Below are 20,349 nucleotides of genomic sequence, written 5' to 3' on the forward strand. Positions count from 1 at the left end.
GACGATCAGTGTAGTGGTTGTGTCGACGTGAAGTCTCTTGATGTCGAGTCTCTTGACATCAAGATAGTGCGGGGTGGACAGTGGACGTCATGACCGACACCGCCTGGGACCCGGCCCAGTACCTGCGCCACGCCGACCACCGCGCCCGCCCCTTCGGCGACCTCCTGGCCCGGGTCCCCGACCCGCCCGGGGACCCGGCACGGCCGCTGCGCGTCGCCGACCTCGGCTGCGGCCCCGGCAACGTCACCGCCCACCTCACCGAGCGCTGGCCCGACGCCCACGTCACCGGCTACGACAACTCCGAGCAGATGCTCACCGAAGCCCAGGCGCACGCCGGCGCGCGCCTCGACTTCGCGTACGCCGACCTGACCGCCTGGACGCCCGCCGAGACCTACGACGTGATCGTCTCCAACGCCGCCCTGCACTGGGTCCCCGGCCACCTCGACGCCTTCCCCGCCTGGCTCGACGGCCTCGCCCCCGGCGGCGTCCTCGCCTTCCAGGTCCCCCACAACATCGACGCGCCCCTGCACGCCCTCATGCGCGAACTCGGGAACACCCCCCGCTGGAAGGGCCGCCTCGCCCACGTCCTGCGCCACGAGGACTCCGTCCACGCCCCCGGCGTCTACCTCGACCGCCTCGCCCGCCTCGGCTGCGACACCGACGTCTGGACGACGACGTACCACCACGTCCTCAAGGGCCCCGACCCCGTCCTCGACTGGGTCAAGGGCACCGGCCTGCGCCCCGTCCTCGCCGCCCTGGCCGACGACCCCGAAGCCCGGGACGCCTTCCTCGCCGAATACCGAACCCTGCTCCGCGAGGCCTACCCGCCCCACGACTACGGCACGGTCCTCCCCTTCCGCCGCCTGTTCGCGGTGGCGAGAAAGGGGGCGTGAGGTGATCGCCGCCGTCGCGGACGGCGGCGGCCGGCCCGGTGGCCGGACGGGCTGACAGCTGACGTCAGTGGTCCAGCCCCAGCAGGCGTCGGACCTCCTCGTGGGGAATGCCCGCCGTGAGTTCGCCCTCCGCCTTGCGCCGCCGGTAGTCGGCCACGGCCAAGGCGTCCTCGAGGTCCTCCAGCACCTGCGGGGAGACGAGCAGCGCCGCCACATCGCCGTGCTCGGTGAGCGCGATGGTCTCGCCGTCATGGGTTATGCGGCGAACGAGTTCGCCGAGCCGGCGGCCGGCCTCGTCGACCGGGATCTATGCCATGCGCGGCACTCTGCCACAGGACCGATCCGGCGGGTCGGGGTTTGAAGCGGGACGGTCGGGTCACCCGTTGTCACAAGACAGACCGCAGACCTGACTGGGAGTGATCAGTAGTGGCAGGCGAGCAGAAGTCCAAGGCGAAGATGGAGCAGGCCAAGGGGAAGGCCAAGGAGACGGTCGGCCGTGCCGTGGGCAACGAGCGGATGGAGGCCGAGGGCCGCGCCGAGCAGGCCAAGGGTGACGCCCGGCAGTCCAAGGAGAAGGCGAAGGACGTCTTCAAGCGCTGAGAGCGCTGAGAGCGCAAGGTTTCAGGGAGGGCCCCCGCCTAGTGAGGCGGGGGCCCTCCCCGTGTCAGCTCTTGCGGCGCCCTATCAGGTGCGGCCTGGCCTCCAGGCCGTCCAGGCCGTGCCACGCCAGGTTCACCAGATGCGCCGCCACCTCCGCCTTCTTCGGCCGGCGCACGTCCAGCCACCACTGCCCCGTCAGCGCCACCATCCCCACCAGCGCCTGCGCGTACAGCGGCGCCAGCTTGGGATCGAAGCCGCGGCTCTTGAACTCGCGGCCGAGGATGTCCTCCACCTGGGTGGCGATGTCCGAGATCAGGGAGGCGAAGGAACCCGTGGACTGCGGGATGGGGGAGTCCCGGACCAGAATGCGGAAGCCGTCCGTGCACTCCTCGATGTAGTCGAGGAGCGCGAACGCCGCCTGCTCGAGCAGTTCCCGCGGATGACCGGCGGTCAGGGAACTCGTCACCATGTCGAGGAGCCGGCGCATCTCGCGGTCGACGACCACCGCGTACAGCCCCTCCTTGCCGCCGAAGTGCTCGTACACCACCGGCTTGGACACCCCGGCCTTCGCCGCGATCTCCTCTACCGACGTGCCCTCGAAGCCCCGCGCCGCGAACAGCGTCCGGCCGATCTCCAGCAACTGCTGGCGTCGCTCGGCGCCGGTCATCCGCGTGCGGCGCGTGCGCCTCGGCTTGGCCTCGTTGCTCGGGGTGCTGCTGGAGTCGGTCGACACGGCGTCCATCATGCCGCTTCGGCGGTGGCCTTCCGGCGTCGGGAGCCGTCCTCCCCCGCGTTCCGGCGTGAATCGATACGCGAGCGTGACGGCCAGCGCACGTCGTACGCCCACCCGAGTTTCTCGAAGATCCGGATGAAACGGGCGGAGGAGTCCACCTGCAGGCGCTCCACCCCGTGCCGCGCCGACGTCGGGTCGGCGTGGTGCAGGTTGTGCCAGGACTCCCCGCACGACAGTACGGCCAGCCACCACACGTTGCCCGAGCGGTCCCGCGACTTGAACGGCCGCTTGCCCACCGCGTGGCAGATCGAGTTGATCGACCACGTCACATGGTGCAGCAGCGCGACCCGGACCAGCGAACCCCAGAAGAAGCCGGTGAACGCGCCCCACCAGGACATCGTCACCAGCCCGCCGATCAGCGCCGGCAGCGCCAGCGACAGCGCCGTCCACAGCACGAACTGCCGTGAGATCGCCCGGATCGCCGGGTCCTTCACCAGATCCGGCGCGTACTTCTCCTGCGGCGTCTGCTCCTCGTCGAACATCCAGGCGATGTGCGCCCACCACAGGCCCTTCATCAGCGCCGGGACCGTCTCCCCGAACCGCCACGGCGAATGCGGGTCGCCCTCGGCGTCGGAGAACCTGTGGTGCTTGCGGTGGTCGGCCACCCAGCGCACCAGCGGACCCTCCACCGCCATCGAACCCATGATCGCCAGCGCGATCCGCAGCGGCCGCTTCGCCTTGAAGGAACCGTGCGTGAAGTAGCGGTGGAAGCCGATCGTGATGCCGTGGCACCCGAGGAAGTAGAAGAAGACCATGAGTCCGAGGTCCAGCCAGCTCACCCCCCAGCCCCACGCCAGCGGCACCGCCGCGAGCAGCGCCAGGAACGGCACGATGATGAAGAGCAGCAGGGTGACCTGCTCGATCGAGCGCTTCTGTTCGCCACCCAGGGTGGCCGAGAGCGCGGCGGAGTCGACGGGCGCCTTCGAAGGGTCTTCGATCACGTCGGATGGTGTGCTCATGCGCGTCCCCTGTGGGGTGGTGGACTGACGACAGAGCCGGCAGGCCGCGAACCACGGGCTGTTCCCTACGGTTCCGTAACCTACGGCATCGTAAGTATGGCAGTGCCTCGCCCGGCGGCAAGAGCCCGCCAGACTGCGCGTCCGCACCGACACCTATCCTTGGAGGCGGTCGGACAGCGCGGTCCGCTCTGTTTTCCACCCCGATGCCCGGCCCGTGAGCGGCGCAGCCGCCGTGGGACCGGGACATGGCGGGGTTCCCCCTCCCGGATGAGCTTCAACACTGCAAGGAGCCGCACCTGTGAGCAGTGCCGACGACCAGACGACCACCAGCACCGAGCTGCGCGCCGACATCCGCCGACTGGGCGACCTCCTCGGCGAGACCCTCGTCCGGCAGGAGGGCCCCGAGCTCCTCGACCTCGTCGAGAAGGTCCGCCGCCTCACCAGAGAGGACGGCGAGGCAGCCGCCGAACTGCTGCGCGGCACCGAACTGCAGACCGCGGCCAAGCTGGTGCGCGCCTTCTCCACCTACTTCCACCTCGCCAACGTCACCGAGCAGGTGCACCGCGGCCGTGAACTGCGCGCCCGGCGCGCCGCCGAGGGCGGCCTCCTCGCCCGCACCGCCGACCGCCTCAAGGACGCCGACCCCGACCACGTCCGCGAGACCGTCCGCAACCTCAACGTCCGGCCCGTCTTCACCGCCCACCCCACCGAGGCCGCGCGCCGGTCCGTCCTCAACAAGCTGCGGCGGATCGCCGCGCTGCTGGAGACCCCGGTCATCGAGTCGGACCGCCGCCGCTACGACACCCGTCTCGCCGAGAACATCGACCTGGTCTGGCAGACGGACGAACTGCGCGTCGTACGCCCCGAGCCCGCCGACGAGGCCCGCAACGCCATCTACTACCTCGACGAACTCCACGCGAACGCCGTCGGGGACGTCCTCGAGGACCTCACCGCCGAACTCGAACGCGTGGGCGTCACCCTCCCGGACGACACCCGCCCGCTGACCTTCGGCACCTGGATCGGCGGCGACCGCGACGGCAACCCCAACGTCACCCCCCAGGTCACCTGGGACGTCCTCATCCTCCAGCACGAGCACGGCATCAACGACGCCCTGGAGATGATCGACGAGCTGCGCGGCTTCCTGTCCAACTCGATCAGGTACACCGGGGCCACCGAGGAACTCCTGGAATCCCTGCGCGCCGACCTCGAACGCCTCCCCGAGATCAGCCCCCGCTACAAGCGCCTCAACGCCGAGGAGCCCTACCGGCTCAAGGCCACCTGCATCCGGCAGAAGCTGGAGAACACCAAGCAGCGCCTCGCCCGCAACATCCCGCACGAGCCCGGCCGCGACTACCTCGGCACCGACGAGCTCCTGAAGGACCTCGTCCTCATCCAGACCTCCCTGCGCGAGCACCGCGGCGCCCTCTTCGCCGACGGCCGCATGAACCGCACCATCCGCACCCTCGCCGCCTTCGGCCTCCAGCTCGCCACCATGGACGTCCGCGAGCACGCCGACGCCCACCACCACGCCCTCGGCCAGCTCTTCGACCGCCTCGGCGAGGAGTCCTGGCGCTACGCCGACATGCCCCGCGAGTACCGCACCAAGCTCCTCGCCAAGGAGCTCAGGTCCAGGCGGCCGCTCGCCCCCACCCCGGCCCCCGTCGACGCGGCCGGCGAGAAGACCCTCGGCGTCTTCCTCACCGTCAAGCGCGCCCTGGAGGTCTTCGGCCCCGAGGTCGTCGAGTCGTACATCATCTCCATGTGCCAGGGCGCCGACGACGTCTTCGCCGCCGCCGTCCTCGCCCGCGAGGCCGGCCTGATCGACCTCCACGCCGGCTGGGCCAAGATCGGCATCGTGCCGCTGCTGGAGACCACCGACGAACTCAAGGCCGCCGACACCATCCTGGAGGACATGCTCTCCGACCCCTCCTACCGCAGGCTCGTCGCCCTGCGCGGAGACGTCCAGGAGGTCATGCTCGGCTACTCCGACTCCTCCAAGTTCGGAGGCATCACCACCAGCCAGTGGGAGATCCACCGCGCCCAGCGCCGGCTGCGCGACGTCGCCCACCGCTACGGCGTGCGGCTGCGCCTCTTCCACGGCCGCGGCGGCACCGTCGGCCGCGGCGGCGGCCCCTCCCACGACGCCATCCTCGCCCAGCCCTGGGGCACCCTGGAGGGCGAGATCAAGGTCACCGAACAGGGCGAGGTCATCTCCGACAAGTACCTCATCCCCTCCCTGGCCAGGGAGAACCTGGAACTGACCGTGGCGGCCACCCTCCAGGCCTCCGCCCTGCACACCGCGCCCCGCCAGTCCGACGAGGCCCTCGCCCGCTGGGACGCCGCCATGGACGTCGTCTCCGACGCCGCCCACGCCGCCTACCGCGCACTCGTCGAGGACCCCGACCTGCCGACGTACTTCCTCGCCTCCACGCCGGTCGACCAGCTCGCCGACCTGCACCTGGGCTCGCGGCCCTCCCGCCGCCCCGGCTCGGGCGTCTCGCTCGACGGACTGCGCGCCATCCCGTGGGTCTTCGGCTGGACCCAGTCCCGCCAGATCGTCCCCGGCTGGTTCGGCGTCGGCTCCGGCCTGAAGGCCCTGCGCGAGGCCGGCCTCGACACCGTCCTCGACGAGATGCACGAGCAGTGGCACTTCTTCCGCAACTTCATCTCCAACGTCGAGATGACCCTCGCCAAGACCGACCTGCGGATCGCCCAGCACTACGTCGACACACTCGTCCCCGACGAGCTCAAGCACGTCTTCGACCGCATCAAGGCCGAACACGCCCTCACCGTCGCCGAAGTCCTCAAGATCACCGGCGAGCGTGAGCTGCTGGACGCCACCCCCGCCCTCAAGCAGACCTTCGGCATCCGCGACGCCTACCTGGACCCGATCTCCTACCTCCAGGTCACGCTCCTCAAGCGCCAGCGCGACGCCGCGGCCGCCGGCGAGGAACCCGACCCCCTGCTCGCCCGCGCCCTCCTCCTCACCGTCAACGGCGTGGCAGCCGGCCTGCGCAACACCGGCTGACCCGCACGCACACGACGAAGGGCGCCTCCAGGGTCGTACGACCCCGGAGGCGCCCTTCGTCCTGTACGGCGGCTCGTCCTACACGGCCAGGAACGCCGCCGTCAGCAGCGTCACCCCCGCGCCCGCCAGCACCCAGCCGGCCCGGACCCGCCGCAGACCGCCCGCGACCACCACCGACGCCAGCAGCAGCGCGCCGCCCATCGGCACCCACGAGTACAGCACCCCCGCCGGACCCGAGCGCACCACCTCGTCGCTGGCCGGCTTGATCACCACCGTGTACGTCTGCCCCGACCGCACCGCCACCGTCTTCTCGATCACCACACGCGGGCGCGGCGTCGACCCCGGCGACAACGGCGTGTACGGGCCCGAGCACGACACCTCACCGCACCGCGTCACCTCGACCGTGCCCTGCTCCCGCCCCTTCGTCAGCATCACGTGCTGCGCGGTGCCCCAGGAACCCCACACCCCCGCCACCAGGATCAGCGCCGACACCACCGCCGTCGCCGCCGCTCTGCCGAACCGCAGCGCGGCGGCAGAAGCCTTGCGGGAGGCGGCGGCCCGGCGGGAGGAGGCCCGGTGAGCCCGGCGGGTGGGACGCCTACGGGAGGAGACGGCGATGGCAGGCATGGCCGGGATCCTTGGCCATGCCGCCACGAACAGTCAACTCATCGGGCGTTTCACCGACCGACAAGTCACAAGTTGTACGTACTCTGCGCCCGCTCGAGACCGTCGATCACCAGACACTCCACCGCGTCCGCCGCACGGTCCACGAAGTAGTCCAGCTCCTTGCGCTCCGCCGAGGCGAAGTCCTTCAGCACGAAGTCCGCCACCTGCATCCGCCCCGGCGGCCGCCCGATCCCGAACCGCACCCGGTGGTAGTCCGCGCCCATCGCCTTCGTCATCGACTTCAGACCATTGTGCCCGTTGTCCCCGCCGCCCAGCTTCGAACGCAGCGCCCCGAAGTCGATGTCCAGCTCGTCATGGACCGCCACGACGTTCGCCAACGGCACCTTGTAAAAGTCCCGCAGCGCGTTCACCGGACCGCCCGACAGGTTCATGTACGACATCGGCTTCGCCAGCACCACCCGCCGGCTCCCCGGCCCCGGCGGCCCGATCCGGCCCTCCACGACCTGCGCCTGCGCCTTGCCCGCCCGCTTGAACCTCCCCCCGATCCGCTCGGCCAGCAGATCGGCCACCATGAACCCCACGTTGTGCCGGTTCATCGCGTACTCCGGGCCCGGATTGCCCAACCCCACGATCAGCCAGGGGGCGTTCGGATCGCTCGTCACGTCTCTCTCCCTACACGACAGCCGCCGCTCTCACAGGAGAGCGGCGGCTGGAGCCAAAACCGCCGACGGCGGCCGGACGGCTGATCAGGCCTCGGCGGCCTCGTCGCCCGCCTCGGACTCCTCGCCCTCAGCGGCCTCCTCGGCCTGCGCGGCCAGGACCTGGAGGACCACAGCGTCCTCGTCGACGGCCAGCGTCGTACCGCTCGGCAGCTTGATGTCCTTGGCGAGGACGGAGGCGCCGGCCTCCAGGCCCTCGACGGACACCGTGACGGACTCGGGGATGTGCGTGGCCTCGGCCTCGACCGGAAGCGCGTTCAGGACGTGCTCCAGCAGGTTGCCGCCCGGCGCCAGCTCGCCCTCGGCGTGCACCGGGATCTCGACCGTGACCTTCTCGCCACGCTTGACCAGCAGCAGGTCGACGTGCTCCAGGAAGCCCTTCAACGGGTCGCGCTGCACAGCCTTCGGGATCGCCAGCTCGTTGGTCTTGCCGTCGATGTCCAGCGAGATCAGGACGTTCGGCGTACGCAGCGCCAGCAGCAGGTCGTGGCCCGGCAGCGTCAGGTGCAGCGGGTCGGCGCCGTGGCCGTACAGCACACCGGGAACCTTGTCGGCACGACGGATACGACGGGCGGCACCCTTGCCGAACTCGGTGCGCGACTCGGCGGAGATCTTCACCTCGGACATAACGATCACTCCTCGCAGTAAGCGGAACGGACGGGGTCACCCGGCCACGAACGGCCTGCTACGAAGAGCGCGTCGATAACGGACAACCGCACAGCAGTGCGGCCTCCCTCGCCGAGCAACTTCAGAAGTCTACTCGGCGAAAGAGGCCGCACAGAAATCGATCACCGCGGAACGCGGCCGACGACGCCTACTGCTCGTCGAACAGGCTCGTCACCGAACCGTCCTCGAACACCTCACGCACCGCGCTCGCGATCGTCGGAGCGATCGACAGCACCGTGATCTTGTCCAGCTCCAGCTCACCCGGCGTCGGCAGCGTGTTCGTGAACACGAACTCGCTCACCTTCGAGTTCTTCAGCCGGTCCGCCGCCGGACCCGACAGCACACCGTGCGTGGCCGTCACTATGACGTCCTCCGCACCGTGCGCGAACAGCGCGTCCGCCGCCGCACAGATCGTGCCACCCGTGTCGATCATGTCGTCGACCAGGACACACACCCGGCCCTTGACCTCACCCACGACCTCGTGAACCGTGACCTGGTTCGCCACGTCCTTGTCACGCCGCTTGTGCACGATCGCCAGCGGCGCCCCCAGCCGGTCGCACCAGCGGTCCGCGACCCGCACCCGGCCCGCGTCCGGCGAGACCACCGTCAGCTTCGTGCGGTCCACCTTGCTGCCCACGTAGTCCGCCAGCAGCGGCAGCGCGAACAGGTGGTCCACAGGACCGTCGAAGAAACCCTGGATCTGGTCCGTGTGCAGATCCACCGTGAGAATCCGGTCCGCACCCGCCGTCTTCATCAGATCCGCGATCAGACGCGCCGAGATCGGCTCACGCCCACGGTGCTTCTTGTCCTGCCGCGCATAACCGTAGAACGGCACGATCACGGTGATCGAACGCGCCGACGCGCGCTTCAGCGCGTCGATCATGATCAGCTGCTCCATGATCCACTTGTTGATCGGAGCCGTGTGGCTCTGGATCAGGAAGCAGTCCGCACCACGCGCCGACTCCTGGTAACGGACATAGATCTCACCGTTGGCGAAGTCGAAGGCCTTCGTCGGGACGACCCCGACACCCAGCTGGTGGGCGACCTCCTCGGCAAGCTCGGGGTGGGCGCGGCCGGAGAAGAACATCAACTTCTTCTCGCCGGTCGTCTTGATCCCGGTCACAGCACTGTCTCCTAAGAGGTGTCTCAACTGGATGCCGACAGACCTCGCCACTGGGCGCGACGCGGCCGTCTCAGCTGGTGGGGGTGCGGGTGTGCACTTATCACGGTACGCCGTGTTCGACGCACTCGTTTCCGGTCAGTCCTGGCCCTCGCCCTGCCGCGAGGCCGCCTCCGCCGCCTTCGCCGCCGCGCTGCCCGGACGCTTACGAGCCACCCAGCCCTCGATATTGCGCTGCTGACCACGGGCCACGGCCAGCGAACCGGGCGGCACATCCTTCGTGATCACCGAACCGGCGGCGGTGTACGCGCCGTCCCCGACAGTGACAGGAGCCACAAACATGTTGTCCGAACCCGTACGACAGTGCGACCCGACGGTCGTGTGATGCTTGTCCTGCCCGTCGTAGTTCACGAACACGCTCGCGGCACCGATGTTCGAGTACTCGCCGATCGTCGCGTCACCCACGTACGACAGATGCGGCACCTTCGTACCCTCGCCGATCGACGCGTTCTTCGTCTCCACGTACGTACCGATCTTGCCCTTCGCACCCAGACGCGTACCCGGCCGCAGATACGCGAACGGACCCACCGACGCACCCGCACCGATCTGCGCCCCGTCCGCCACCGTGTTGTCCACCCGCGCCCCGGCCCCCACCGACGTGTTCCTCAGCCGGCAGTTCGGCCCCACCTCGGCGCCCTCACCCACATGCGTCGACCCCAGCAACTGCGTCCCCGGCTGCACCACCGCGTCCTGCCCGAACGTCACCGACACGTCCACCCACGTCGTCGCCGGGTCCACCACCGTCACACCCGCCAGCATCGCCGACGTCAGCAACCTCTCGTTCAGGATCCGACGCGCCTGCGACAACTGCACCCGGTTGTTGATCCCCGCGATCTCACGGTGATCCCCCGCCACCGACGCACCCACCCGGTGCCCCGCCTCCCGCAGGATCCCCAGCACGTCCGTCAGATACTCCTCGCCCTGACTGTTGTCCGTACGCACCTGCTTCAACGCCTGAGCCAGCAGCGCCCCGTCGAACGCGAACACCCCCGAGTTGATCTCCCGGACCGCCCGCTGCTCCTCCGTCGCGTCCTTGTGCTCCACGATCGCCGTCACCGCACCCGTGGACGCGTCCCGCACGATCCGGCCGTACCCCGTCGCGTCCGGCACCTCCGCCGTCAGCACGGTCACCGCGTTGCCGTCCGCGTCATGCGTGGCCGCGAGCCGCGCGAGCGTCTCACCCGTCAGCAACGGGGTGTCCCCGCACACCACGACCACCGTGCCGTCCACCGTCCCGCCGAGCTGCTCCAGGCCCATCCGCACGGCGTGCCCGGTGCCGTTCTGCTCCGCCTGGATCGCGGTGCGTACGTCCGGGTCGATCTCGCCCAGGTGGGCGGTGACCTTCTCGCGCGCGTGCCCGACGACGACGACCAGGTTCTCGGGGTCCAGCTCCCGCGAGGCGGCCAGCACATGCCCGACGAGGCTGCGACCGCAGATCTCGTGGAGGACCTTGGGGGTGGCGGACTTCATACGGGTGCCCTCACCCGCTGCGAGAACGACGACGGCTGCCGGGCGAATGGCGCTCACGGAATTGCCCTTCGGCTGTGGAGAGGTGGGACATCCGAAGGATACCGGGGCGGTTTCCGGGGGGCATGAGAACGGGTCCTGACCTTGTCTAGGTCAGGACCCGAACGATATGGCTCCCCCGCCAGGACTCGAACCCGGACAGATGGCACCAAAAGCCACAGTGCTTGCCGATTACACCACGGGGGATTACCGAGTGCAGCCTACGCGGTTCCGCGCCTCGCCTCCACCACCATGCCAGACCACCATCCCTCGATGCGACGGTGTAGGTCGGCGCTCTGAAGCACGGCGACCCTGAGGCAACCGTGGTAGCTCGCGCCGGTGTTGGTCCGGTTGGTCTTGGGGTTGTGCCTCTTGAGGCTCGTCTTCAGAAGGTCATCGATGTCGATGCCGACCTGGCTGGCCCAGTAGGCCTCGGCCGCTGGTACGTCGGCCGATTCGTGGATGTTCACCGAGAACCGTCGGCGCTCGGGCTCGACGCCCAACAGGTCCAGCCATGCCAGGAAGAGTTTGATCATGTCTGCGTCGCTGTTCACGAAGATGACGCGCCGGTGTGAGCCCGGCTTGGCTTTCGCTCCCTCGGACCAGTAGAGCCCGACGCCGACCAGGAACAGCTCACGGCTGGTGATCGGCCCGATCTCGGCGCATGCCTTCGCCTGCAGCTCGGCTCGCGCGACAGCGCGATTCTCGACCGCACGCTGCACGCCGAGCCGTGCTGCCTGCGTGTTGGGGCGGGGGCGCTCCGGCCTCGGCAGGTCCCGTACCCAGAGTGAGATCGAGCTCTTGGAGCACCCGAGTTCCACCTGGATCTGGTCGTACGTCCAGCCCTGCAGCCGCAGCTCCCTCGCCCTGTCCCTCAGGTCGTCCTTCGCGTTCGGCCGTTTCGTCCACTCGGGAGCGGCCTCGCCGTCAAGGAGTCGGTTGAGGATGTCGCTGTTGTGGACGTGCAGCCGGTCGCGGATCTGGCGGCGACTGAGCCCCGCCCGCCGCAGGGTGATCGCCTGCTCGCGCAGGTCCTCGAAGTCCGCGTACTTGCCGTGGGAATGTGCCATGCGCATACCGTCCGGCCGGAATGTCAGGTTCCGGAGTCGAACGGCCCTGGTTCAGCAGTTCGAGGGATGTTGGCGGGTTTCGTAGGTGTTCGGTTACCTGCCGTGCTGTAGGGCGGGTGGGGAAATGGGGCGGGAAAAGCGGGGGTTGCGCCCGTAGGGTGGAGGCATGACCACGACGGGGGAAGAGACCGCCACGGCTCGGGGAGGGCCTTGGTGGTGGGGCAGGCGCCGTAGTGCGGTGTTCGACTGGTGTCTCGCGGTGGCGTCCGCGCTGGAGTGCGCGGCGGAGGGGGTTCCGTTCGCGCGGGAGGCGGGTATCCCGCTGGGCGTCGGGGTGGTGTTCGGGTTTCTCGCCGGTTCGGTGCTCCTGGTGCGCCGCAGGTACCCGATCGCCGTGGTGCTGGTGGCGATCGCGATCACACCGGCCGAGATGGGCTTCCTGATGGGGACCGTCGGCCTCTACACGCTGGCGGCGACGGAGCTGCCGCGGCGGATCATCGCGTCGCTCGCGGGGATGCAGCTGGTGGGGACGCTGATCGTGACGTTCGTCCGGGTGCGGCAGGACATCGCGCGGGGCGATCTGACGTTGGGCGACTGGTTCGTGCCGTTCGCCTCCATCGCGATCTCGCTCGGTCTGACCGCGCCGCCGTTGCTGCTCGGCCTGTACGTGGGGGCGCGGCGGCGGTTGATGGAGAGCCTGCGGGAGCGGGCGGACGATCTGGAGCGGGAGCTGCAGTTGCTCGCGGAGCGGGCGGAGGAGCGGGCGGAGTGGGCCCGCAACGAGGAGCGGACGCGGATCGCGCGGGAGATGCATGACGTGGTCGCGCACCGGGTGAGTCTGATGGTGGTGCACGCGGCGGCGTTGCAGGCGGTGGCGCGGAAGGATCCGGAGAAGGCGGTGAGGAACGCCGCGCTGGTGGGGGACATGGGGCGGCAGGCGTTGATGGAGCTGCGGGAGATGCTCGGGGTGCTGCGCAGCGGTGGTGAGGGGGAGCGTCGTCCGGCGGTGGAGGCGGTCGCGGCGGTGGCGGTGGCGCGGGTCGTGGAGGAGGGCGAGGGGCCGTGCCTTGAGGAGTTGGAGGAGTTGGTGGGGCAGTCCGCGGCGGCGGGGATGGTGGTGGAGCTGTCGGTGGAGGGTGAGGTGCGGGGGTATGCGCCGGAGATCGAGCAGACGGCGTACCGGGTGGTGCAGGAGGCGTTGACGAACGTGCACAAGCACGCGGCGGGCGCCAAGGCGCGGGTGCGGTTGGCGCACCGGGTGGCGGAGATCGCGATGCAGGTGGAGAACGAGCCGCCGCCGGAGGCGGGTTCGGCGGCGTCGGCGCGGTTGCCGTCTGGGGGCAACGGTCTGGTGGGGATGCGGGAGCGGGTGGTGGCGCTGGGCGGGGTGTTCGTGTCGGGGCCGACGGAGGCGGGCGGCTTCCGGGTGTCGGCGGTGATCCCGGCGGGGTGAGCTGCCGTGCGCCGGCCGGCTTGCGGTGGGGCGGGTCGGTGGGGTGCCTGTCGGCTGCGGTGGGGCGGGTTGGTCAGCCTGTGGTGAGGCGGGTGGGTTCTATGCCGGAGACGAGGGCGCCCAGGGCTTGGTCGATGTCGGGGCCGACGTACCAGTCGCCGGTGTGGTCGAGGGCGTAGACGCGGCCTTCGGCGTCGATGGCGATGAGCCCGTTGTGGTCGGTTTCGGCGCCGAGGGGGCTGACGTCGGTGTCGAGGGCGCGGCTGAGGTCGGCGAGGGTGCGGGCCATGTGGAGGCCGTGCAGAGGGTTGAGGTCGACGGTGGCGGGGGCGACCTGCCGGCCGGGGCCGGTGGGGGCGACGCGCAGGCCGCCGAACTCGGCCCAGGCTTCGACGGCGGCGGGGAAGACCGCGTGGCGGTGGCCGGCGGGTGAGGTGTGGTCGCGCAGGCGGTCGGCCCAGAGTTCGGCCTGTTTGATGTCCCAGCGTCCGGGGCGCCATCCGGCGGCGCGCAGGGCGGCGTCGACGGGGGCGGGGAAGCGGGTGGTGGGGGTGCGGTGATCGGGGTGCATCTGCCCTTCGTCCGTCGAGATCGTGCGGTTGTGCGGTGGTGCTTCGCGCTCTGTCGCGGGTGTCGCGGTGTGTGTGGAGGGGGTCAGCCGTCGGTGCGTGCCGGGTCGACGATGTAGACGCCGAAGTGGTCGCTGAGGGCGGTGCAGGCGCGGCAGGGGGTGGCGAAGCTGCCGTGGAGGGGGTCGCCGTCCTCGCGGATGCGTCGGGCGGTGAGTTTGGCCTGCTTGAGGGCTTTGCGGGCTTCGCCGTTGGTCATCGGTTTGCGGGCGGCGCGTCTGCTGCGGGTGGCGTCGACGGCGGCGATGTGGCGGGAGATGAGGAGGGCTTCGGCGCAGCGGCCGGTGAAGCGGTTGCGCTGGGCGGTGGGGAGGGTGTCGAGGAAGTCCTGCACGAGGGGGTGGAGCGTGGGCGGCTGGTCGCCGCGGGCGGCGGTGCAGGTGAGGGTTTCGCCGCGGACGGAGAGGGCGGCGGCGATGGTGGGGAGTATGCCGTCGCGGCGGTGCAGGAGGGTGGGGACGTGGGGGGTGTCGGCGTGGCTCCAGCCGATGCGGGGGTCGCCGGAGTGGCCGGCGTGCGGTCCCGTTTGCGTGCCGTTCATGGTGGTCTTCCCCTCCCGTGCGTCCCCCGGAGGTCACAGGGTGCCAAATGGCGAGGCTGCTGGGGAAGCTGGGGCGTTGCGACACGCCCGGTTGGGGGCGCGTCGTCACGGTGGGGTGACGGCTGGTCACGGAAGCGGAGGCCCGGTGACCGGTGTCGTCGTACCGCATAGGCTGTCGGCACCGCTTGGCGTGCGGTTGACGCGCGTCGGAGACCGTTGGAGACAGTCGGATACGGGGCGTGGTGGTCGGTGCCGTGAGCGGGCCGGTCGCTTCGGTTCGTACAGAGTGCCGCAGGGGGCAACCGCCATGACGACAGGTCGGCTCGGGCAGCAAGCCGCGCCGCCGAACGCGGCCTACGCCGGGCAGGTCGTGCACTTCCCGGATCCGGTCCGGGCGGCGCGCCATCCGAGGGGGGTGCGGGTGGACGAGCGCGGTTACCCGGACTTTTCGCCCTATGCGCGTGCGGCGGCGGAGATCGCGGATCCGCCGGAGGGTTTCGGGGTCGACGAGTTGCGGCTGACGGACTACGTGTCGGCGAACGCCGCGTTGGCGGCGTCGGGTCATGAGTTGTGGGACACGGTCGAGAGTGTGGCGACGCCGCACGGCTGGACGTGGCATCACGTGGCGGGCTCGCGGCGGCTGGAGTTGGTGCCGGTCGAGGTGAAGGCGTTGCTGCGGCATCACGGCGGGGTGGCGACGGCGGCGGTGGACCATGCGAAGCGGGGGACGCGGCCGTTGCAGGAGACGCGTCCGGCGCACTTCGGTCTGCCGAAGTCGGGTGTGGCGGTGTCGGAGTCGCAGGTGCAGGGGGTCGAGGAGGATCTCGGCTACCGGTTGCCGGGCGCGTACCGGTCGTTCCTGAAGGCGGCGGGCGGTTGCGCGCCGGTGGGGGCTGCGCTGGACGCGGAGTTGGGGCTGCTGGTGGACCAGCCGTTCTTCACGGTGCGGGACGAGGCGGCGGTCAACGATCTCGTGTACGTCAACAAGTGTCTGCGGGACCATCTGACGAAGGACTTCCTGGGTGTCGGGTTCGTGCAGGGCGGTCTGCTGGCGGTGAAGGTGAAGGGCGCGCGGATCGGTTCGGTGTGGTTCTGCGCGTACGACGACGCGCGGGACGTGGATCCGGCGTGGTCGCCGGCGGAGCGGGTGGAGCGGTTGTTGCTGCCGTGCGGTGAGGACTTCGACGTGTTCCTGTCCCGACTGGCGGGCAGGCCGCCGGAGTTGGAGACGGTGGCGAATCTGATGGTGGACGGCGGTTTCGCGCGGGCTGTTCCGGCGGCCGCGGGTTCGTCCGTGTCGTCCGTCGGCGTGGGGGAGTGATCCGGCGATGGTGACGTTCGCTCAGGCGCAGGAGCGCGGCGAGGAGTGGATCAACGGGGACGTCCCGGCGTACCAGCATCGTGAGGTGCGGGTGCGGGAGTTCGGCCTCGGGTTCGTGGTGTGGGCCGAGGACCGTGCGGAGGGGCCGCGGTCGGACGGTGGCGGTCAGCGGTTGGTGCTGGCGCGGGACGGCGGGGAGGTCACGTTGTGGCCGTCGCTTCCGGTGGGCGAGGTGATCCGGCGGTACGAGGAGGAGTACGGGCGTCCGCAGGGTGAGCCGGAGCCGGAGCCGGCGGTCGCGGCGCGGGTGGATCTGAATCAGACGTCGTTCTTGTTGTCGCCGCCGGAGTGGTTGCAGGAGGCGGCGGACCGGATGGGGATTCCGGGGCGGCGGGGAGAGGGGGATGAGGCGGGGGCCGATTCCGGTTCTGCTTCTGCGTCCGGGACGGGTTCGGGCTCTGGCTCGGGTTCGGGTGCTTCCGGTTCTGCCGGTGCGGGTTCCGCCGGTGGCGGGGCCGTGACGCCGGACGCCTCGCTTCCGCAGACGCAGGCCGGGGTGCCCGCGGGCGGGGGTGCGGGTCCTGGTGCGCCGTCCGCGCCGGTGGGGGCGACGCCCTGGGCGGGCACGGACACCAACGCCGATGCCGGCGACGACCGTTCCGTCCCGCTGCCGGCGACGGTGTTCGCGCCGCCGCTGAGCGGTTCGGACGACGAGGCGCCGACGCCGCCTTCCTCCCGTCCGGACGCCAAGACGGCGCTGATCGCCGGGGGCAGTCAGCTGCCGCCGACGGCGGTCTCGCCGGCGCTCGGCGATCCGCAGGGGCCGGGTGCGCCGCAGCCGCCTGCGCCGTCGCAGGGCTCGGGCGCGCCGCAGCCGCCGGGTGTTCCGGGTGCGCCGGCGGCTCCCGGGCGGCCGCTCGCGCCGAACGCCGGGGACATCGCCGACGCCGCGACCAGCAAGGCGGCTCCGCCTCCGCGTCGTCCGCGCGGCGGGTCGACGCCGCCGCCCCCGCCGGGTGCGCCGGGCGTTCCCGGTGCGCGGCCGGGCGCTGCGCCGCAGCCTCCGCCCGGTCCGGGTGCGCCCGGTGGGCCGGCGGGCGGGTATGTGCCCACGCAGCTGGTGTCCGCGCTGGGACCCGAGGGTCCGGGCGCGCCGCAGCCGCCCGGCGCTCCCGCTGCTCCCGGCACCGGCCCCGGTGGGCCTGGCGGGGGGAACGCGCCCGGCGGTACGCCTCCGGGCGGGGTCCATCACGCGGCCACGATGCTCGCCGACCCCGGTCGGCAGGGTCCGGGCGGTGGCGGTGTGCCGCAGCCTCCGCAGCCCCCGGGTGCTCCCGGTGCTCCCGGCGCCCCGCTGCCCCCGGCCAACCCGCCCGGTGCTCACGGCTCGGCGGGCGGTGCGCAGGGCGCCGTCCACCATGCGGCGACGGTGCTGTCGGGTCCCCCGGCGGGTCCTCCCGCCGGCCCTCCGGCGGGCCCGCCGCCCGGTCCTCCCGGCACGCCTCCGCCGCCGTTCGCTCAGGGCGGCCCGCAGCCGATGCCTCCGGGCGCGATGCCGCCGCCGGGCGCGCCCGTGCCGGGGCAGCCGTCGGCGTACGGGTATCCGCAGGGGCAGCCGACGGTCGGCCCCGGCTACCAGGCCGTGCTGCGCTATCGGGCGCAGGACGGTTCGGAGCAGCAGCTGATCCGGCGTTCCGCGCCGGGCACCCCGCACCCGGAGTGGCAGATCTTCCACGAGCTGCGCGCGATGAACGTGCCGCCGGACCAGGTGCTGGAGCTGCACACGGAGCTGGAGTCGTGTGAGCTGCCGGGTGCGTACTGTGCGCGGATGATCCGGGAGCAGTGGCCGCAGGCGCGGATCACGAGCATCGCGCCGTACGGCACGGATCACGCGAGCCGTCAGCAGGGGATGCGGCAACTGCTTGCTCACCAGGGTGAGTTGCACCAGGTCGCCGACGGTCCCGCGCGTCCCGCGCCGGTGCGTGCGCCGTTGCCGCCGGTGCAGCCGGCGCCGCCGGTACCGCCGGAGGCGGTCGCGCAGGAGCTGGCGGCGGCGTTCGGTCCGGGGGTGTTCCGGTTCGAGCAGGCGGCGGTGGCGCGGCAGGGGGTGCCGCCGGTCGTGGCGCACACGCTGGTGACGGCGGGTCTGCCGGTGGACATGGGCCCGTTCTTCTGGGCGCAGCCCCAGCCGGGGCGGCCGGTGCCGACGCTGGCGGAGCTGGCGGCCGAGCGGGGGGTGCAGCCGTCGTCGGACGCGGGGTCGTACCTCGTGATGGGCAGCGACTTCGGCAAGGCGGTCTGTGTGCAGTACGGGACGGCGAACATCGTCGCCGTGCCGGTGGAGGCGGGGCCGGGCGGTGGGCCTGTGCCGCCGCAGTTCGTGAACACCGGGCTGCCGGAGTTCGTGCGCTGTCTCGCGCTGCTCGGGCGGATGTGGCGGCTGCGGTTCGGGCTGAACCAGGAGCGGGCGGGCCGCTGGACCGTCGACTTCCAGGCCCAGCTGGCCTCGCTGGACCCGGCGGCGCTCGGGTCGGCGGACAGCTGGTGGTCGGTGCTGCTGGAGCAGATGTGGGACGGGCTGCTGTGAGGCGTGCGCGCCGCTGACGCGGTGGGTGTCGAGGGCCGGACCGGTCGTATGACCGGTCCGGCCCTTCTGTGTTCGTGTCCTGGATCGTTCGGTGCCGACCGCCACCTGTGCCCGGAGTGTCGCGTTATGAACCCTTAAGTCCGATACATCAAGATATGCGCGAAATCATTTTTTCGAAGTCCGTCTGGTGGAGAGGGGCTACAAATGAGCAGCGCGCACAGCGCACAGGTGTCGCCGCCGGGGTTCGTGACCGTTCGCGGGCGCGGCTACCGGCCCAAAGAGGTCGACGCGTTCACCGCCGCGCTCTCCGCCGAACGCGACGCCGCCTGGGAGCGGGTCACGCGGCTCACCGGGCTCGCGCAGGAGATGCTGGCGGAGTCCGAGCGGTTGCGTGAGGCCGTGAAGGGGCTCGCGCCGCAGGCGTACGACGCGCTCGGGGAGCGTGCGCGGCGCGTCTTCCAGCTCGTGCAGGAGGAGGCGGCTCAGGTGCGCGAGCAGGCGCGGCAGGAGGCGCAGGAGGAGGTCGAGGAGGCCGAGGCCCGCGCCCTCGCCGTGCGCCGGAGTGCGCAGGAGCAGGCGGAGGCGGTGCGCGCGGAGGCCCAGGAGTACGTCCGCCGTCGGCTGCTGGCCGCCCGCGCGGAGGCGCACGGGATCCGGGCCGGCGCGCGGCGCAAGGTGAAGGAGTTCCGCGGCGAGGAGGTGACGGCGCTGCGGGACGTGCGTCACCGCACCGCGGGGCTGCTCGTCGAGCCGAAGCGGGAGTACGCGGAGCGGCTGGCGGCGGCGGAGCGGGAGGACGCCGAGCGGGTCACCGCCTTCGACGCCAACCACGCCCGGGCGATGGCCCGCGCGGAGGAGGCCCTCGCCGAGGCGCAGCGGGAGCTGGCCGAGGCCGAGGAGTCCTCCCGGCGTCGCCAGGACGAGGCACGCGCGCGTGCCGCCCAGATCGTGGCCGAGGCCCACCTCCGAGAGGACCGCATCGCCCGGGAGACGGAACGAGTCCTCCGCCAGCACGGCGAACGCCGCGACGAGATCCAGACCCACATGGACCAAATGCGAGACACCTTGAAGGTCCTCACAGGCCAACCCGTCGAGTAACCCGGCCCCGCGCCCAACGGCGGAGGCCCGCGCTCAGCGGCGGAATCCCGCACCCGACGGCGGAGGGCCCACACCCGGCCTCCGTGTCCGGCGCTCACCGCCCCCGACGGCCGGAGGGCCCGCCCTCACCCCGGCCTCCGCGTCCGGCGCTGACCCCGCGCCCCACGGTGGGAGGCCCGCACTCGGCCCCCGGCTCCAGCCCCGCGCTCCACGGGGCGGGAGGCTCGCACCCCGGGCTCCGCCCTGGCTTCCGCCCTGCGACGGGAAGCCGCCGTCCTGGCCACCCGCCCCACGGTGGGTGGCCCGTCGGCGTCTCCGCAGCTTGGCGCGCGTCGGCGCGGCCCCGCTCCCTGGGATGTCGCCAAACGCCCTAAGACGGGGTGCCCGCTGCCCCGGCTCCGCCCTGGCGGCGTCCGCCCGCGGTGGAGGGCCCCGCACCCCGGCCTCTGCCCCCGGCTCCCGTCCCCCCGCCCACCGGGTGGGACGCCCGCTTGGCTGGCCCCGCGTCTCGGTTCCAGCTCCACCGCTCCGCGGTGGGTGACCCGCCGGCATGGCCTCGCCCCCCTCGGGGGCGCACCGCCGGCGGGATTCCCGCGCCCCGGCCTCCGCGCTGGCTTCCGCCGCGCGTCCGTCGGTGGGGGGCGCTGCCCTGGCGACCCCGCCGCACGCGTGTGTGGCG

General features: G+C 71.6%; 18 protein-coding genes and 1 tRNA gene. 7 read left to right on the forward strand and 12 right to left on the reverse strand.

What is annotated here, in order from left to right:
• The first annotated feature begins 89 nt into the window (after nt 1-89).
• Entirely contained in the window at nt 90-893 is an 804-nt protein-coding gene (locus tag ACFYXA_RS23605; RefSeq protein WP_352247781.1) for a trans-aconitate 2-methyltransferase, read from the forward strand.
• A gap of 64 nt (nt 894-957) precedes the next feature.
• On the opposite strand, the gene ACFYXA_RS23610 is transcribed toward ACFYXA_RS23605, so the two are convergent.
• The gene (locus ACFYXA_RS23610; RefSeq protein WP_352247792.1) at nt 958-1,200 is read right to left on the reverse strand and encodes a type II toxin-antitoxin system prevent-host-death family antitoxin; all 243 of its coding nucleotides are present in this window, start codon (nt 1,198-1,200) and stop codon (nt 958-960) included.
• A gap of 119 nt (nt 1,201-1,319) precedes the next feature.
• Here ACFYXA_RS23610 and ACFYXA_RS23615 point away from each other — a divergent pair, with 119 nt between their 5' ends.
• The gene (locus ACFYXA_RS23615; RefSeq protein ID WP_352247780.1) at nt 1,320-1,493 is read left to right on the forward strand and encodes a CsbD family protein; all 174 of its coding nucleotides are present in this window, start codon (nt 1,320-1,322) and stop codon (nt 1,491-1,493) included.
• 64 nt (nt 1,494-1,557) lie between these two features.
• On the opposite strand, the gene ACFYXA_RS23620 is transcribed toward ACFYXA_RS23615, so the two are convergent.
• Together ACFYXA_RS23620 and ACFYXA_RS23625 are read right to left on the reverse strand one after the other, a co-directional pair.
• The gene (locus tag ACFYXA_RS23620) at nt 1,558-2,238 is read right to left on the reverse strand and encodes a TetR/AcrR family transcriptional regulator (protein ID WP_352247779.1); all 681 of its coding nucleotides are present in this window, start codon (nt 2,236-2,238) and stop codon (nt 1,558-1,560) included.
• Complete coding sequence (locus tag ACFYXA_RS23625; protein ID WP_389035972.1) at nt 2,235-3,245, reverse strand: acyl-CoA desaturase; 1,011 nt, start codon at nt 3,243-3,245, stop codon at nt 2,235-2,237. The genes ACFYXA_RS23620 and ACFYXA_RS23625 overlap by 4 nt, the downstream gene beginning before the upstream one ends.
• 298 nt (nt 3,246-3,543) lie before the next feature.
• Between ACFYXA_RS23625 and ppc the strand changes: the two genes are divergently transcribed.
• Nucleotides 3,544-6,273 (forward strand): phosphoenolpyruvate carboxylase, encoded by a 2,730-nt coding sequence (gene ppc, locus ACFYXA_RS23630; protein ID WP_352247777.1) that lies wholly within the window; start codon nt 3,544-3,546, stop codon nt 6,271-6,273.
• A gap of 78 nt (nt 6,274-6,351) precedes the next feature.
• On the opposite strand, the gene ACFYXA_RS23635 is transcribed toward ppc, so the two are convergent.
• From ACFYXA_RS23635 to ACFYXA_RS23665, 7 genes are all read right to left on the reverse strand, one after another.
• Entirely contained in the window at nt 6,352-6,900 is a 549-nt protein-coding gene (locus ACFYXA_RS23635) for a hypothetical protein (protein WP_352247776.1), read from the reverse strand.
• A 65-nt stretch (nt 6,901-6,965) separates the two neighbouring features.
• On the reverse strand, nt 6,966-7,562 hold the full coding sequence (pth, locus tag ACFYXA_RS23640) for an aminoacyl-tRNA hydrolase (RefSeq protein ID WP_352247775.1): 597 nt from the start codon (nt 7,560-7,562) through the stop codon (nt 6,966-6,968).
• An 84-nt stretch (nt 7,563-7,646) separates the two neighbouring features.
• Nucleotides 7,647-8,246, reverse strand: coding sequence for a 50S ribosomal protein L25/general stress protein Ctc (locus ACFYXA_RS23645; protein ID WP_352247774.1), 600 nt, complete (start codon nt 8,244-8,246; stop codon nt 7,647-7,649).
• A gap of 187 nt (nt 8,247-8,433) precedes the next feature.
• Nucleotides 8,434-9,408 carry a ribose-phosphate diphosphokinase gene (locus ACFYXA_RS23650; protein WP_130442412.1) on the reverse strand — a complete coding sequence of 325 codons (975 nt, stop codon included), beginning with the start codon at nt 9,406-9,408 and terminating at the stop codon, nt 8,434-8,436.
• 135 nt (nt 9,409-9,543) lie between these two features.
• Nucleotides 9,544-10,992, reverse strand: coding sequence for a bifunctional UDP-N-acetylglucosamine diphosphorylase/glucosamine-1-phosphate N-acetyltransferase GlmU (glmU, locus tag ACFYXA_RS23655; protein WP_352247773.1), 1,449 nt, complete (start codon nt 10,990-10,992; stop codon nt 9,544-9,546).
• 110 nt (nt 10,993-11,102) lie between these two features.
• A tRNA-Gln gene (locus ACFYXA_RS23660) sits at nt 11,103-11,178 on the reverse strand.
• A 14-nt stretch (nt 11,179-11,192) separates the two neighbouring features.
• Entirely contained in the window at nt 11,193-12,041 is an 849-nt protein-coding gene (locus ACFYXA_RS23665; protein WP_389036203.1) for a hypothetical protein, read from the reverse strand.
• A gap of 166 nt (nt 12,042-12,207) precedes the next feature.
• On the opposite strand from ACFYXA_RS23665, the gene ACFYXA_RS23670 reads away from it, so the two are divergent.
• On the forward strand, nt 12,208-13,494 hold the full coding sequence (locus tag ACFYXA_RS23670; protein WP_352247771.1) for a histidine kinase: 1,287 nt from the start codon (nt 12,208-12,210) through the stop codon (nt 13,492-13,494).
• Nucleotides 13,495-13,567: 73 nt separating this feature from the next.
• On the opposite strand, the gene ACFYXA_RS23675 is transcribed toward ACFYXA_RS23670, so the two are convergent.
• The gene (locus ACFYXA_RS23675; protein WP_351099992.1) at nt 13,568-14,065 is read right to left on the reverse strand and encodes an SUKH-3 domain-containing protein; all 498 of its coding nucleotides are present in this window, start codon (nt 14,063-14,065) and stop codon (nt 13,568-13,570) included.
• Between the two features lie 83 nt (nt 14,066-14,148).
• The gene (locus ACFYXA_RS23680; RefSeq protein WP_130442417.1) at nt 14,149-14,664 is read right to left on the reverse strand and encodes a YwqJ-related putative deaminase; all 516 of its coding nucleotides are present in this window, start codon (nt 14,662-14,664) and stop codon (nt 14,149-14,151) included.
• 307 nt (nt 14,665-14,971) lie between these two features.
• On the opposite strand from ACFYXA_RS23680, the gene ACFYXA_RS23685 reads away from it, so the two are divergent.
• The 3 genes from ACFYXA_RS23685 (at nt 14,972) to ACFYXA_RS23695 (ending at nt 19,670) form a co-directional block, all read left to right on the forward strand.
• Complete coding sequence (locus ACFYXA_RS23685) at nt 14,972-15,985, forward strand: SMI1/KNR4 family protein (protein WP_389035979.1); 1,014 nt, start codon at nt 14,972-14,974, stop codon at nt 15,983-15,985.
• A 7-nt stretch (nt 15,986-15,992) separates the two neighbouring features.
• Entirely contained in the window at nt 15,993-18,572 is a 2,580-nt protein-coding gene (locus ACFYXA_RS23690) for an SUKH-4 family immunity protein (RefSeq protein ID WP_389035982.1), read from the forward strand.
• Nucleotides 18,573-18,776: 204 nt separating this feature from the next.
• Nucleotides 18,777-19,670 carry a cellulose-binding protein gene (locus tag ACFYXA_RS23695; protein ID WP_352247769.1) on the forward strand — a complete coding sequence of 298 codons (894 nt, stop codon included), beginning with the start codon at nt 18,777-18,779 and terminating at the stop codon, nt 19,668-19,670.
• Nucleotides 19,671-20,349: the final 679 nt, after the last annotated feature.

The organism is Streptomyces sp. NPDC002566 (assembly GCF_042889585.1).
Classification (GTDB): Bacteria; Actinomycetota; Actinomycetes; order Streptomycetales; family Streptomycetaceae; genus Streptomyces.